2 protein-coding genes and 1 pseudogene are annotated in these 1,013 nt (G+C 47.8%); all 3 read right to left on the bottom strand.

The features are described from left to right. Positions 1 to 141 (bottom strand): SRPBCC domain-containing protein (locus GC098_RS21730; RefSeq protein ID WP_171645321.1); only part of this gene is annotated, 141 nt, incomplete at its 3' end. Beyond that, positions 138 to 466: pseudogene (locus tag GC098_RS21735) on the bottom strand (ArsR/SmtB family transcription factor). The gene GC098_RS21730 and the pseudogene GC098_RS21735, both read right to left, overlap by 4 nt. A 78-nt stretch (positions 467 to 544) precedes the next feature. Beyond that, entirely contained in the window at positions 545 to 967 is a 423-nt protein-coding gene (locus GC098_RS21740) for a DoxX family protein (RefSeq protein WP_171645322.1), read from the bottom strand. Between the last annotated feature and the right edge of the window lie 46 nt (positions 968 to 1,013).

The following is a 1,013-nucleotide window of genomic DNA, read 5'->3' on the forward strand; positions in this document are numbered from 1 at the left end:
GAACTGGAAACGATGTCCTACGATTGGCTTAAAGTCATTTTCCATGACCCATTTGGCAAGCTTGTTAGAATCGGTTAAAGCGGACCAAACCTTCTCGACCGACGTCGTGTACTGAAAATCCAGGGATACCGTTGAACTCATTCTTCTTCCTCCTCTAATAGTTGGTTCAAGCGCAACATATTCGTACTCCAGAACTTGCTGTAGAAAGCCACCCAATCTTGAATTTCTCTGAGTGGAGCGGCGTTCAGCCTAAATAGCGTTTCTCTGCCGACTTTTCGGTCAAGTACCAGTCCGGTCTCTTTAAGGATTATCAAATGCTTTGTACCGCTGTACGTCCCATTTGAAACTGTGCCGTCAATTCATGAAGTGGCATCTCCTTTGCCTCTGCTAACAGACGAATCAATCGGCGCCTAGCTGGATCTGCAATCGCGTCAAACACATCACGCAACGGGTTGTTTTCGTTCACAACACCCTCTCCTAAATATTATTTTCTATATTAGACATCTAGAATGTACGAAGGGACCGCGTTAATTTCACCACCTCCTTAAAGCCTGCGGCTCTTCGGACGCAGCGTCCACGAGGCGAGAGCTAGGATTGCAAAACTAAGTGGGCTAAAAATATGGAACGCATAAGCCCCGTAGTCTCCCACGATTGCATGTGATGCAGCTGCGCCCGTCATTCCAAAGAAAATGCCGGCGTATGCCCATTCTTTAAGCCGCGGAAGACCCGGCAGGAGGATGGCTATCGTCCCAAGCACTTTCCAAATCCCGAGAATGGTCAGAAAGTACACCGGATACCCTAATATCTCCACCGTCCCGAGCGTCCCCCATTGATGGCTTAGCTCCCCAATTCCTCCGCTCCCCAAAAAGAATGCAAGCAGCGATGTTGTAACCCAATAAGCGATAACTTTTCCTCGAGGCTGGGTTTGTGCTTTCGCGGTTGTTTCCGCATCGATGATCGTACTCATTTGGTTTCCTCCTCATAATTGTTGATTCAAGTGAACTATATTCTTG

This window comes from Paenibacillus phytorum (assembly GCF_013141715.1).
In the GTDB taxonomy this organism is placed as follows: Bacteria; Bacillota; Bacilli; order Paenibacillales; family NBRC-103111; genus Paenibacillus_E; species Paenibacillus_E phytorum.

What these genes read in the sequence shown, in the direction of transcription:
- GC098_RS21740 (WP_171645322.1), bottom strand. Translation starts at nt 967, where the DNA reads ATGAGTACGATCATCGATGCGGAAACAACCGCGAAAGCACAAACCCAG.